The organism is Lactobacillus sp. ESL1191 (assembly GCF_058504435.1).
The window spans coordinates 1284047-1296983 of sequence record NZ_CP196365.1 but is presented as its reverse complement, the minus strand read 5'-3'; the positions used below and the strand labels follow the sequence as shown (position 1 = coordinate 1296983).

General features: G+C 41.4%; 12 protein-coding genes, 1 pseudogene and 1 riboswitch. Of the genes and pseudogenes, 4 read left to right on the top strand and 9 right to left on the bottom strand.

Going from position 1 to position 12937, the window contains the following annotated elements; translation table 11 throughout:
- Nucleotides 1–41: 41 nt before the first annotated feature.
- Both ACSYSN_RS06500 and ACSYSN_RS06495 read left to right on the top strand, forming a co-directional pair.
- Entirely contained in the window at nucleotides 42–1616 is a 1575-nt protein-coding gene (locus ACSYSN_RS06500; protein WP_491712046.1) for an ATP-binding cassette domain-containing protein, read from the top strand.
- Between the two features lie 23 nt (nucleotides 1617–1639).
- A complete protein-coding gene (locus ACSYSN_RS06495) occupies nucleotides 1640–2563 on the top strand; it encodes a phosphotransferase (protein WP_491712045.1) in 924 nt (307 codons plus the stop codon).
- Nucleotides 2564–2732: 169 nt separating this feature from the next.
- Here the strand turns inward: ACSYSN_RS06495 and ACSYSN_RS06490 are convergent, their stop codons facing one another.
- The 4 genes from ACSYSN_RS06490 to ACSYSN_RS06475 all read right to left on the bottom strand — a co-directional run bounded on the left by ACSYSN_RS06490 (nucleotide 2733) and on the right by ACSYSN_RS06475 (nucleotide 5978).
- The gene (locus ACSYSN_RS06490) at nucleotides 2733–2921 is read right to left on the bottom strand and encodes a hypothetical protein (protein WP_491712044.1); all 189 of its coding nucleotides are present in this window, start codon (nucleotides 2919–2921) and stop codon (nucleotides 2733–2735) included.
- A gap of 179 nt (nucleotides 2922–3100) precedes the next feature.
- Nucleotides 3101–4414: a nucleobase:cation symporter-2 family protein gene (locus ACSYSN_RS06485; protein WP_491712043.1), complete on the bottom strand. Its 1314-nt coding sequence runs from the start codon at nucleotides 4412–4414 to the stop codon at nucleotides 3101–3103.
- Nucleotides 4414–4992, bottom strand: coding sequence for a xanthine phosphoribosyltransferase (locus ACSYSN_RS06480; protein WP_317637197.1), 579 nt, complete (start codon nucleotides 4990–4992; stop codon nucleotides 4414–4416). Before ACSYSN_RS06480 ends, ACSYSN_RS06485 begins: the two co-directional genes overlap by 1 nt.
- 71 nt (nucleotides 4993–5063) lie before the next feature.
- Nucleotides 5064–5161: riboswitch (purine riboswitch) on the bottom strand.
- A 70-nt stretch (nucleotides 5162–5231) separates the two neighbouring features.
- Nucleotides 5232–5978, bottom strand: a complete 747-nt coding sequence (locus ACSYSN_RS06475) for a hypothetical protein (protein ID WP_491712042.1) — start codon at nucleotides 5976–5978, stop codon at nucleotides 5232–5234.
- A gap of 279 nt (nucleotides 5979–6257) precedes the next feature.
- Here ACSYSN_RS06475 and guaA point away from each other — a divergent pair, with 279 nt between their 5' ends.
- Entirely contained in the window at nucleotides 6258–7814 is a 1557-nt protein-coding gene (gene guaA, locus ACSYSN_RS06470; protein ID WP_491712041.1) for a glutamine-hydrolyzing GMP synthase, read from the top strand.
- Nucleotides 7815–7853: 39 nt separating this feature from the next.
- Here guaA and ACSYSN_RS06465 read toward each other — a convergent pair.
- Nucleotides 7854–8571: pseudogene (locus ACSYSN_RS06465) on the bottom strand (transposase); the annotation flags it as partial.
- 226 nt (nucleotides 8572–8797) lie between these two features.
- Here ACSYSN_RS06465 and ACSYSN_RS06460 point away from each other — a divergent pair.
- A complete protein-coding gene (locus ACSYSN_RS06460) occupies nucleotides 8798–10519 on the top strand; it encodes an AlwI family type II restriction endonuclease (RefSeq protein ID WP_491712040.1) in 1722 nt (573 codons plus the stop codon).
- Between the two features lie 47 nt (nucleotides 10520–10566).
- Here the strand turns inward: ACSYSN_RS06460 and ACSYSN_RS06455 are convergent, their stop codons facing one another.
- The 4 genes from ACSYSN_RS06455 to ACSYSN_RS06440 form a co-directional block, all read right to left on the bottom strand.
- A complete protein-coding gene (locus ACSYSN_RS06455) occupies nucleotides 10567–10791 on the bottom strand; it encodes an IS3 family transposase (RefSeq protein WP_491712039.1) in 225 nt (74 codons plus the stop codon).
- A gap of 3 nt (nucleotides 10792–10794) precedes the next feature.
- Nucleotides 10795–11397, bottom strand: coding sequence for a DDE-type integrase/transposase/recombinase (locus ACSYSN_RS06450; protein ID WP_491711753.1), 603 nt, complete (start codon nucleotides 11395–11397; stop codon nucleotides 10795–10797).
- 32 nt (nucleotides 11398–11429) lie between these two features.
- Nucleotides 11430–11657, bottom strand: coding sequence for a hypothetical protein (locus tag ACSYSN_RS06445; RefSeq protein ID WP_491712038.1), 228 nt, complete (start codon nucleotides 11655–11657; stop codon nucleotides 11430–11432).
- 340 nt (nucleotides 11658–11997) lie between these two features.
- On the bottom strand, nucleotides 11998–12858 hold the full coding sequence (locus ACSYSN_RS06440; protein WP_491712037.1) for a DNA adenine methylase: 861 nt from the start codon (nucleotides 12856–12858) through the stop codon (nucleotides 11998–12000).
- Between the last annotated feature and the right edge of the window lie 79 nt (nucleotides 12859–12937).

The following is a 12937-nucleotide window of genomic DNA, read 5'->3' as shown; positions in this document are numbered from 1 at the left end:
AGTAAGTGTAGGACGTACCAAACCTTATTGGAGGGCAAAGGATGATTTTTCAAAACTACTCGCACATTAGATTTTTCTGGCTGAATGTTTTTGGGCTTATTTATAGTGCTCAAAGCATTATTATTGCCTACATGGTCGGGTCGCTGACTAATATGGCAACTGCTCATGAGTTCAGCAAGATGCCACAGCTGATTGGGCAAGTTTTGCTGGGCCTAGTGCTGGTCTTACTGGCTAATTTATTGTTTAATTACCTAAAAGCCGATGCCATTAAACAGACCAATATGAAGTTGCGGAGTAAGGTACTCAAGGGGATGCTCATAAACGATAGCGAAGATACAAACAATTTAGGCTTTTTGACTAACGACTTTAAGCTGCTGGAGACTAATCGCTATGGGGCGGAACTGGCAATTTTGACTCAATTGTATACCGTGGTGCTGGCCTTGAGCTACGCACTCTACTTGAATTCAGTTTTAACGATTATGTTCTTTGCCGGTTCACTGATTCCGATGATTGCTTCTAACTTTTTGCAGAAGCCAATTCAAAATGCTTCTGCTGAATGGACTAAGGCTAGCGATCAATACGTCAACCAAACTAAAAATACGCTGGCCGGGACGGAAACTTTTAATCTTTATCAGCGGCAGGAGCAGGCGGTTGCGCACAACCAGACCGTTATTAAGCTGCTAGAAGCCAAGTTGGCTAAAATGAACCTCTTGAAAGACAATACTAATGCCTATCTAAGTATTATCGTGATGGGCGGAACCTTCTTAATTCCTTTTGCTGTTAGCATCGTTTTGGTTATTAAGGGCTTTACCACCCTCGGCGCACTATTTGGCGTGCTACAATTGTCGAATTCTTTTGTTAATCCTATCCTGCAAATTCTCAATGAACGCAATAACCTGTCTACCACTAAGGGGATTGTGGAGCGGATTGATCAACTTTCCCAAAAGGCTGAAAGCTATCAAGAGAACTCAATGCCAGTAGTTGATCAATTTGCTGAAATGGAAGTTGCAGGTCTAACACTGACTAGGCAGGAAAAGACGCTGGCCCGCAATATTGCTTTTGATGTGAAAGCCGGGCAAAAGGTAGCCGTGATTGGACCATCTGGTGCAGGTAAGTCAACTTTGCTACAGTTTTTATTGTATGGTGAATACGGTCAGGCTGATCAAATCGTGCTTGATTACCAGCAAGTAAGGGCAGGTGAATTTACTGAGCTTTTCGCCTATTCCAGCCAAAGCGCCGTGATCTTTGCGGATTCGTTGTGGTTCAATCTTACCTTGGGCGTCAAGCTCCCGCAAGAAGACGTCCTAGCAGTCTGCGAGGGTGTGGGCTTAGGTGAATTAGTGGCAGACAAGGGTCTAAACTATCAGCTGGGCGATAACGCTGACCAACTATCGGGCGGCCAACTGTCAAGAATTGAACTCGCCCGGGCAATCCTGTCCCAGCGGCCGGTTCTCCTGCTCGATGAGGTCAACGCCTCGCTCGACCAGACGACATCTCGGCAGGTGCACGACTATTTGTTTAATTCCAACCGTACCTTTATCGAAGTCATCCACCACTACGAACCAGGAGAATTAACTCGTTATGACCAGGTGCTTGACTTTAACGACTATGTTTAGTAATTTTAGCCAGAGAACAAATTATGGAAAAAAAGCTTAAACTTAAGCAGCTTCTGGAGGACCGGCTGATTGCCGATTTAAACCCGATTGATCACGAATCACTTAATCACACCTTGGTCGGCTATAGCCAAAAGTACAATCGGCAAGTCTTCGTGAAGGTCTTTGCCCAACTCCGCAAACTGCAAATAGAAAAGGCGGTCAACCAACAGCTTAACTCAAGGGTGCTCGAATGGTTCAGGCTTGAGGGCGCAGACTTATTTGCTCTGGTAATGACTGATCTGGCACCAGTTGCTCTAACCGGCCAAATTACACCGCAGGTGGCTCACACGATGGGTGAGCGACTGGCCGACTTTCATCGGCAAGTAAAACCATTTCCGGGCATCGTATCTTCTGCTGCTCTTTTTGTTAAAGCTCAGGGTGATATTGCCAACTTAAAAGATCAAGATGTGAGAGACAAGTTTGAAGAACTTTTTGACGCCTTTAGCAAGCTTGAAGCACCAATTGTGGCTGATATCCAGTCCAATAGTCGGTATGTCTTGCACGGCGATGTGGGTGTGCGTAATTACCAGTACGTTGCCGGCAGCCTGGTTTTGATTGACTTTGAGCGGGCTCGCCTAGGCGTTAACTACTTAGATTTTGTTAAGCTCTTTTACCAAGACTTCGAATTGGATAAAGAACTGATTGAGGCCTTTTTAGATGGGTATTCCAGTAGTGGACTGCAGGTAGAGGTCCATGAAGAAACGCAGGCCTTTTTAATTTTTATGACGGCGATCGGTATTATGAAGTACACTGACCAGATTGACGATCCTAAATTTAAGGCGGTTGGACTGCGGATGCTTGCCGCGCCGACTTGTTTGTTGACGCAAAAAGGTCTGCTAAATCAGCAACAGAGGTCCAAGCGAGAGGTAGATACTGCCATCTTAAACAGCATGATTAAAGTCGATTAGTGGGGGCAGACCCTGTCCGTAACTTACTAGACTGACTTGCGAGCAAAAAAGCCCCGAAAGTTGTTTAACTTTCAGGGCTTTTCTTATGACTAAATTATCTAAAGACAAAAATCAAATTTTATTATTATGGTAAACGGGATATTTGGTTTGTTCAAAGCTCTAAAGCATTTCAACCTTGCAAATTTTTAACTTTTTTAAGCTTTATAATCTCTAAAACCATAAAAAAGCCTAAAGTGATAATCACTATCTTTAATGGAATACTATGTGGTGAAGGAAGTCCTGTTAAAATAATAAAAAAGATAATGAAAAGGAATAATTTTGATTTTAGTTTTTTTTCTTCTGAAATGTTCTTTGCCATAAATCCACCCCACTATATTATTAGCTACTTTCTTTTGTATTTTACACCAAAAAAAATAAATAATCTAAGAATAATACTGTTTTTTGTTTTTTAGTTTTGCTGTAACTTTTATTTGAGGTTGTATGGGCCTTTGCCTGGGGAAATTCCCCTTAGATACAAAATGACTGATGTTTTTGTAATTAGCAGATTTTATGAAGTTTTAGTTGATGAACCGTCTTGCCGTTAATGCCATTAAGCAACAAGTTTAGGATTGTAGCCGACAGGCTGGTGATCACAATGCCATTGCTCAAGAATAATTGCACGGTAGCCGGCAGATTTTGGAAGAATTGGGGGTAAATAGTGACACCGAGCCCCAGACCAATCGAAATGGCAATGATTAAGACATTATTGTTCACACTTAGGTCAACCTGAGTCAAGGTTTTAATACCCTGGACGGCAATCATGGTAAACATAACAAGCATGGCGCCACCCAGTACAGGAGTTGGAATAATGGTTACCAATGCACCGATTTTGGGTAAGAGCCCCATGACCATGAGCAGGCCACCGGCCCAGTAGATTGGGCGTTTAGTTTTAATACCTGATAATTGTAATAAGCCAACATTTTGGGAAAAAGTCGTGTAGGGAAAAGCATTGAAAAGGCCACCCAGAATTTGGGCCAGTCCTTCTGCGCGATAGCCCTTTTTCAGGTCTTCCTCGGTGACTTGGTGGTGCAGTAAGTCGCCAGTGGCGAAAAAGACGCCAGTCGATTCAATCATTGATACCAGAGCAATAATGATCATGGTCAGGCTCGATGACCACTCAAAGTGGGGCATACCGAAGTAAAAGAGCTGAGGCAGGTGGAACCAGGAGGCTGCCAGTACGGGTTGAAATGAGACTAGTCCCATCAAAGCGGCAATAACTGTGCCAGCAATCAATCCCAGCAAAACCGAAATCGACTTCAAGAAGCCCTTGGTCCAAGTCTCTAATGCTAGAATAATAAACATGGTGCAGAAGGCCAAGATGAGATTTTGGCCACTGCCAAAACTTTTAGCTGCAACGTTGCCCCCGCCCATATTTTGGACAGCGACTGGAATAAGTGTGAGGCCAATGGTAGTAATTAGGGTGCCTGTGACTACGGGCGGAAAAAATTGCTTGATTTTGGCAAAAATACCCGCAATCAGCAGAACAAAAATGCCTGCAGCGATGATTGCGCCATACATGTCATTAATCGAAAACTTCTGCCCGATCATTTGCAATGGTGCCACTGCCTGAATGGCACAGCCCAGGACTACAGGAAAACCAATACCAAAAAACTTATTGGTTAAAAGCTGGAGCAGGGTGGCTAGACCGCACATGAAAATGTCGATTGAGACTAAGTAAGTCAGCTGTGCGGCGGAAAAGTGCAGGGTACTACCGATTAACAGGGGCACGGTTACAGCTCCAGAATACATTGCTAGGAGGTGTTGTAGTCCTAGAACGGCTGCTTTTTGGTGGCTAACTTCCTTGGACTGCATTACTGCTCACCTGCAAAATGAACTTGACCATCAGCCAGGCTAGCGATTTTGGCCAAGGCTTCAAGGCGAACGTTGTGTTCCTTAAGCCAAGCTGTGCCGCCCTGGAAAGTCTTGGCGACGACCACGCCAACTCCCACAACCTGGGCGTTAGCCTGCTGGGCTACACTAATCATGCCTTTGACGGCTTCACCGTTAGCAAGAAAGTCATCGATAATGAGTAGCTTGTCGTCATTGTGCAAAAATTTCTGTTCAACACAGATCTGATTGGTCACCTTCTTGGTGTATGAATATACGTCAGCCCAGTAGACAGCGTCATTGAGTGTGGCAGGTTTTTTCTTGCGGGCAAAGACCATCGGCACGTGCAGTTCATAGGCGGCCATGACGCCCGGAGCAATCCCCGAGGCTTCACAAGTCAGAACTTTAGTGACGCCACTGTCCTTAAATAAACGCGCGAATTCTTGCCCTGCGGCCATCATCAGCTCAGGGTCGACTTGATGGTTCAAAAACGAGTTGATTTTCAGTACATTTCCGGGTAAAACGTCCCCGTCACGCCGAATGCGATCTTCTAATAACTTCACGATTTCCTCCTCAAAAAAAGACCTCTCTACCGTACTATGGTAAAGAAGCCTCTGTTAGCAGCTACTGGGCTGTTATTTGCTGGATTATCCATAGTTCAGAATTTACGGTTCTGAGTAGAAACTGCCGACCCTATCTCGGCAATATATAGACCTGTATTTACTTAATGAATGCATTCTAACATAATAAAAAGAGCTTGCGCAAGATTAAGACATGTTAGTTATTTAAACTTATTCTAAAGCTATTGCTTAGGTTTACTATCGATTAGTTGTTTAGCTTCCGGATATGATTTGAATTCATAGGTATATTCATGGCCGTCAAAATTTTCAAGCCATTTTTTAAAAATCACCTGCGTCCCATTGATTTTGTATGGGAGACGGTGTTTTCCCAACACAAGTTTATTTTCTGTAATGTAGTATCGTGATTCAAACTTAGGATTGTCGCTACCTAAGAGGGTCTCCATAACTGTTGAAGAATCAGCAAAGTACACTGTCACGACTCCGTCATGAACAGCATTTTGCGGTGCTTTCCCGTCGGCCATTGCTTTATCAATGGGCTCATTATCGACTAATTTTGGCTCAATTTGATATCCTTGATGAAGAATAAAATTTCTTACGATTGTTTTGTTGTCACTCTTTTTAGTTTGTCGATGATTAGAAGGGATGGATTTGGTTATGGTATGTTGAGCGGCTCGCATATTTTTCTTGATTTTTTTACCAATTGAGCTCTTTTTAGTCTTGTGGGGTTTAGTTGAAGTGATAGTAGTGCTGCTTGGAACCTGAGACTGATTAGCAGTATGCTGTTTTAAAAAAGCACCACCAATTATTGCTAGTAGTATTACTACCATGCCTTGAATTAAAAATAAGCGTAAGCGTAAAGAACGAATACGTAAATAATCGTCATGCCATTTAGGGTCATTACGCCGTTCTTTAAAAAATTGATAGGTATGACGTGTTCTAGAATGCTGGCTTAGATATTTTTTGGCCATCTAAAAAATCCTTGTATTTTGTTGAAATAAAACTAATAAAATAAGCGTAATTAATTTTACCACAATGATGTTATTTTTATCAATTCAGTATTTAAGTGAAATAGTTGTAATTGTGACAATTGCTGAATATTAAATTTATTATAACAAAAAGGCGAATTATTCAGCTTATCGGTAGGAAATAATTCGCAAATACCTGCATTTTTGCTTAAAAGAGTTGACCAAGACAACAATTTTTATTACAGTTTAAATGATTTAGTGTTTGTTAGTAAAGGAGCTCGGATGGCAGTGAAAAATCATGTTCACGACTTTGATGAGATTATTGTTTTAGATTTTGGGAGTCAGTATAACCAACTGATTACTCGCCGCTTGCGGGATTTTGGTATTTATTCGGAATTATTGCCGCACGACATTAGCATTGAAAAGATTAAGGAAATCAGCCCCAAGGGCATCATCTTTTCTGGCGGCCCTAACAGTATCTATGCTGAGGGTGCTTTGAAGGTTGATCCGGCAATCTTTGAATTGGGAATTCCAATTCTGGGAATTTGTTACGGTATGCAGCTGATGTCATATTATCTCAATGGCGAGGTCGAGCCGGCGGACAACTCTGAATACGGTCGCGCCGATATTCAGGTTGAGGACCAAAACAGCGTGCTGTTCAGTGATCTGCCGCAAAAAGAATATGTCTGGATGAGCCATGGCGACCTAGTTAAGCAGGCGCCGGAAGGCTTTACAACGGTTGCTTACAGCATAAACTGTCCCATTGCTGCCATTGCTAACGATAGCAAAAAGTTCTATGGCATTCAGTTCCACGCCGAAGTACGCAATACCCAGTATGGCTTGGACATCTTGCGTAACTTTGCTTTCAAGGTCTGTGGTGCGCATACCAACTGGACGATGGATGACTTCATCGGCCTGCAGGTTGCCGACATCAAAAAGACTCTCGGCGACAAAAAGGTTATCTTAGGCTTGTCTGGCGGCGTCGATTCGAGCGTCACGGCCACTCTTTTGCACAAGGCGATTGGCAATCAGCTGACCGCAATTTTTGTCGATCACGGGATGCTCCGCCAGAACGAGGGCAACGAAGTGATGGCAGCGCTAAAGCGTGACCTCGGCGTGAACATCATCCGGGTGAATGCACAAGACCGCTTTTTGAACAAGCTTGCCGGTGTTACTGATCCGGAACAAAAGCGTAAGATTATTGGCAAAGAATTCATTGAGGTCTTTAACGAAGAGGCGCAAAAGCTGCACAATGTGGACTTTTTGGCCCAGGGCACACTCTATACCGACGTGATCGAGAGTGGCACCAACACTGCCCAGACCATTAAGTCCCACCATAACGTTGGCGGCTTGCCTGAAGACATGCACTTCCAGCTAATCGAGCCGCTGCGCAAGCTCTTTAAGGATGAGGTGCGGGTTTTAGGCGAAAAGCTCGGCATTCCGCACGACCTGGTCTGGCGGCAGCCTTTCCCTGGTCCGGGACTCGGTATCCGGGTCCTTGGTGAAGTAACTGAAGACAAACTAGATTTAGTCCGCAAGAGCGATGCTATTTTGCGCGCTGAAATTAAAAATGCAGGTCTTGAAGAAGAAGTCTGGCAGTACTTCACAGTGCTACCCGGCATTAAGTCGGTCGGCGTGATGGGCGATGGCCGCACCTACGACTACACCATTGGTATCCGGGCTGTGACCTCGGTTGACGGCATGACCGCCGACTTTGCCCGTCTGCCCTGGGACGTCTTGCAAAAGGTCTCAACTCGTATCAATAACGAGGTGGACCACGTCAACCGCGTCGTCTACGACATAACCAGCAAGCCACCATCAACGATTGAGTGGGAATAAAAGAATGACAATCGATAGATCCGAAACCGTTGATTTTATCGCATTTGGCAGAGCACGCTTGGTGAGCTGGAAATAGGCAGCGTTCATGTCTGTAACCAAGAATCTTACTTCTTTTGGATTGGTGTAGCCTAAAAATAACTTGTTAATCGAGATGATTTACGCGTAGGCAAGACATCAATTAATTTACCTGTTTTGTCATCTCAAATAAAGCTATTTTATCTTCTATAAGAAAGTGTGCGAAGGAAATTCATCAACCATCAATACTCTGGGAAGACCCTTCTTAGATTGCTTTGGTAAATAGCTTTTAAAATCTTTCAATGTACGAATAACGGTGGTCAAAGATACCTGACAGCTTTTCGAAAAAAAGATAAAGATGTTTTTTCAACTCAGTAAAGAAGCAATTTTATATCTAACATGATCTGCGATTGAATGTTTGAATCGGACAAAATAACTTTGAGCAGTCTAATGGGTTCGTCAGTTTTTACAGGCATAGCGCTGATTTTTAGGCGCATAACCATTGGCATAAGATTGTATTGTTCAAAGCAGACAATAGTTTCCTTCTTCCCATTTTTTACTATAATTGCTTCCCAGTTTCCATCTAACGCAGTAGAACCACAACTTCTACAGGCACGCGGAGCAGGTGAGGGAATAGCATCGACGATCAACGTCTTTTCCTTTTGAAAGGCTTCGAAAGAGACCTCTGTAATCATCAAACCTTTATCCATTAATCTTAGCATTTTTTGATAGAATCATTCATATAGCATATCGTCCTCTCAGTTTGTTTATTTTGTGGTGATTTAATCGTACAAGAGAACGATATGTTTTTTAAAGTCTAAAGTAAAGATGGGACTGAAGAATCAATTTTAATCCGTCAGTCCCATAATTATAGAGTCAAAGTATTCGGTGAGAGGATTTTCTATTTATACTTTAATTGAAATTGTTTCCAATGATATAATTGTGTAAAACATTAAGGAGAGTATGAGATGGCAGGTTTTAAAAGCCGATTTATGACAATTTCGACTAGTCCTAGGTCTCCATATCGAATGATTCATTACCTAAATTTATTGCAAGAATTCGAAGGAAAACCATGGAATAAGGATACACAAAAAAAGTATTATGAGAGAATGGTTGAAAACCAAGAGGGAGATTTTGCAATTGGTCACTCGAAAAATCCTGATTTCTCAGCAAGAGACAAAATTACTCGGGCTCCAAAAGCTTTTGGTTTTGTAAAATTACATCCTACAATAGAGCTTACTGATAGTGCAAAAGCATTTCTAAATCCATATTTATCTACCGAAACGTTAATAAGGCAAGCTCTAAAATATCAATTACCGAGTCCAATCTTACCAGAGACTTCAGAAAATAAAGGATATTTTAATATTAAACCATTTCTTGAATTACTCAGATTAATAAGAAAGGTAGGGGCTCTTTCTAGAAATGAGTTCCGTGCTTTTGGTATAACGATGACTGATTATCGTTCTTTTGATGGAGTCGTAGAAGATATTTATAGGTATCGTCTTGCTGAGAAAAGTAGCAAATTTCCCAAAAGACAATTTTATGATTCGTACATGAAGAAGTACATATCAGATTTGTATATTGATAAAATCTCAGAGGGAGCCGTCGCAGTACGTGAATCTAGGACAAGCTCTTCTCATAAGTTCATAAAAACTAAAATGTCAAATATCAGAGACTACGCTGATGCATATCTACGATTTCTAATTGGCACTGAATTAGTCCTAGTAACTAAAAATAAACAAATTGTTATCTCTCAGGATAAATATGATGATGTTGACTATATTCTAGAAAACACCTCAAGAGATGCAATTGACTATACTCTTGAGGAGTATGAAAAAATCCTTTTTGAGCCTTCGCTTCCCTCATTACTCACTGATAATGTAGAGGTGCTAAACAAAAAAATTCTTGCAGTAAACGAGAATCTTATTGAACGTTCTTCAAACTTAACTGGAGATGATGGTTTAGATTTTATAGAAAAACGCGGTACCTCGATTGTTGATTTGAAAGCGGAACTATACGAGAAAGAGGAGAAACTTAAACAAATAGCTGTTGGAGAATATGCTGTCAAATTAAAACGATATGATCAAATTGAAATTGACGATATAATAGATACCTTTGAAGGAATTCGAAATAAAGAGTACTTTGACAATCCGCTATTTTTAGAGTGGAATACTTGGAGAGCGATAACCATGATAAATAATGGGGCTATCCACGGCGGATTTAAGACAAATACCCGCGGGGAACCTATTGGTACTGCTGGTGGGAACACAGCTGACATTGTAGGAAATTACGGAAAATTCAATATGATTTGTGAAGTCACAATGTCAGGTGGAAAAAGGCAATACGAGATGGAAAATGAGCCAATTGCCAGACACCTAGGTGAATTAAGAACAAAAACCTCAAAACCCACTTTTGGATTATTCATCGCCCCCAGGATTAACGACTCTCTAGTTGCAGAACTTTTCTATAAACATAAAATTCCCACAAGAATTTATAATGGAACGGTTGAGTTTATTCCATTTACGATTGAACAGTTCGTTGAGTTTTTCATTCATTCGGTTACACGCCCTCAGAGACTGAATGAATCTGACATAGAAAGTATTTATACTAAGACAATAGAATTTGCTAAACGTGCGGCAGATGAGGTGGATTGGCTTGAGCAGATTCACGAGTATGTTTTGTCGATATAGAAACCGAAGAGCCAAGTGAAGTTAACCCATAGAGTTGGACGTTAACATTATTTCATATTTGCTAAGGCCGTGTTCCGATATTCAATCGGGGTGCGGCCTTTTAGCGTGTGCCTGATTCTAGTTTGATTGTAGTATTTGATGCACTTTTCCATGGCCTCCTGCAGCACCTTCTTAGTAGGATAGGTATAGGTGTAGTAGTCTAGCTCAACCTTCATGATGTGAAAGAGACTCTCGCAGGCCGCATTGTCGTGGCAGGTGGCTCGCCGCGACATGCTTTAAAAAATGTGATGCTGCTTTAGGGTCTGGCAATATGCTTTGGACTGGTATTGAATGCCTTGGTCGCTGTGAATCGTCATGCGGTAAGGCAGTTTAGGCCGGCTGACCAAAACCTGTTTGAGTCCATCCAGCACATACTTGGTCTGTGGCCGCTGACTAATGGTGTAGCTGATGATTTCACCACTGTAAAGGTCTTTAAAAGGTGAGAAATATATCCGTTCACTCATGCTCTTATTGCCATAGCGAAATTCACTAATATCGGTGACTATCTTTTGATAGGGCCGATTCGTCTTAAACTTTTGGTGGAAGCGATTCTTGGCCTTCTTGCCTTGAGGACCCTTGGATGAATCATACTTGCCTGCACGCAGGTTGTATTTGCACGCCAGCAGACCTTGTTCTTTCATCAACCGGTAAACCCGTTTATGGTTTACCTTGAGACCATACTTGATTTTTAGCGTATCGGTCATGGGCAGGTAGCCAAAGCTGGGATTATGCCTTTTAACCACTTTAATTAGCGACAGTAAAGCCAGATCGCTGTACCTTTTTCGCCTGCTGCTCGGGTGATACTCATAGGTGCTCTTGGCTAAAAAGCTATAGTGCAATAGTTCTTGCAGTTGACAGTTATGCTCGTGCCTTAGCTCTTGGATGATGGTCCGTTCTTCTTGCGTTGAGCGTCTTTGCGCCGAGCTAAGGCCTCGACTTTTTTTAAGTAGTCGTTCTCAATGTGGAGCTGGCGATTTTCTAAGCGCAGCCGCTCTAATTCAGATAACTCGCTGCTGGTATACTTACCTGGTTTTTTAGGTGATTTATTCATCGGTGGTCGGCCTCGCTGGGCAAAGAGCGCAATTAAGTCCGCCTTCATGAAACATTTTTTTAAAGTGACAATTTTGAAGAAAATAACGGTATTTGTTTGGTCTAGTCATGTTTTATCCACTAGTTAAAGACTGAAGCCTAAATTGACCACGATAAGTTTGATGTGTGCTGAATTTTCATTTTTGTCAAAACTCTAGTATAAATTGTTTGATGTGATCCAGTACCAATTATTTGGGCCATAGAGCGGCTGCTGTAGCCACTATTAATCAAGTTAGTTCCTTTTGATTTTCGTTAGACGGCAACTTTAACCACAGTAAAACCCACTAGATTGATTTAGATTCAAGCTAGTGGGTTAACTTCAAAGTGATGGTGTCTCTTGGCTTTTTAGATTATTTTTCTCCAAGATAATTGGTGATAACTAGGTGGTTGGCCACAGACTTGAATCGATTTCTAATATTCACTGCATAAGATTTTCCATAACTATCATAAATAAAAGGTGAATACAATTCTCTTATCAATGGGGTTTCGCCGATAACTAACATAGCTTTAGCATCTAAATTTCGAAAGTCCTCTGCTAATTTTCTATGCTCCTCTTCCCCGAAATCACCGGTAAATGCTTCGTTACCATATTCGCTAAAAATTGTGTCATAAGGTGGGTCTAGGAAGATAAAATCGCTTGAAGTCGATTTTTTGAAGGCTTCTATATAATTTCCATTGAGTATAGTAGCGTTATTTAATAGTGAACTATGGTCTTCGTTTAACAATTTCGTATTAAAATTTGCATATCTTCCATAAGGTACGTTGTATTCTCCATTTTTATTGTAGCGAATCATGCCGCCATATGCAGTCTTATTGATGTAATAGTAAATAGTTCCATAAGAAAGGGTCTGTTTAGTCTTTTCGTTAAACATATCCCGAATCTGATAATAGACAGATTCGTTTTCATCATGAACACGTTCATATGGGTTATCAGCTTTAAGAAGCATAAATTTTTTTCGATTGTTTTCGTATTCTTCTTGCAAAGAATCGAGTTCCGACCGCATAGTTGGATAATTATCGCGAACCTCTGTATAGAATTTTATTAATGATGAATTGATATCATTTATGATTGCCTTCTCGGGTTCTAAATCAAAAAAAACAGAACCTCCACCGAAAAACGGTTCTATATAAGTGTCGAAATCTGGAAACAAATCTTTGAAATATTTAATTTCCCTCGATTTCCCTCCACGGTATTTTAGTATTGGTTTCATATCTACATCCCTCAGTTTATATCTATCGTGAACGAATATGAGAATCCGGATATTATTATATCACGGTTTTGGGTTTGCT